Here is a 274-nt window from a genome sequence, read left to right on the forward strand (position 1 = left end):
CCTGGGTTTTTCCACCCTCAGCCACAATGGTTGCCGTCAGTTCAGGCTCACGCTGGCGGATGGCGGTGGCAATTTTGTGCAGCCAGACGCCGCGCTCTACTGCAGGCAGCGCTTCCCATCCAGGCTGAGCCACTTCTGCGGCGCTGATAGCAAGGCTGGCATCCTGACGACTGCCCTGGGGAATACGGGACAGCAACGCCTCCATGGACGGATTGATCACTTCAATCCACCGGTCACCCTGATGGGCTACAAATTCGCCATTAATGTAATGTTG

General features: G+C 58.0%; 1 protein-coding gene. It reads right to left on the bottom strand.

All coding sequences use genetic code 11. The features are described from left to right. On the bottom strand, window positions 1-274 hold a 274-nt coding region (locus SB765_RS29580), incomplete at both ends, for an aldehyde dehydrogenase family protein (protein ID WP_410932485.1).

It is taken from the genome of Pseudomonas sp. SIMBA_067 (assembly GCF_046534675.1).
Taxonomy (GTDB): Bacteria; Pseudomonadota; Gammaproteobacteria; order Pseudomonadales; family Pseudomonadaceae; genus Aquipseudomonas; species Aquipseudomonas putida.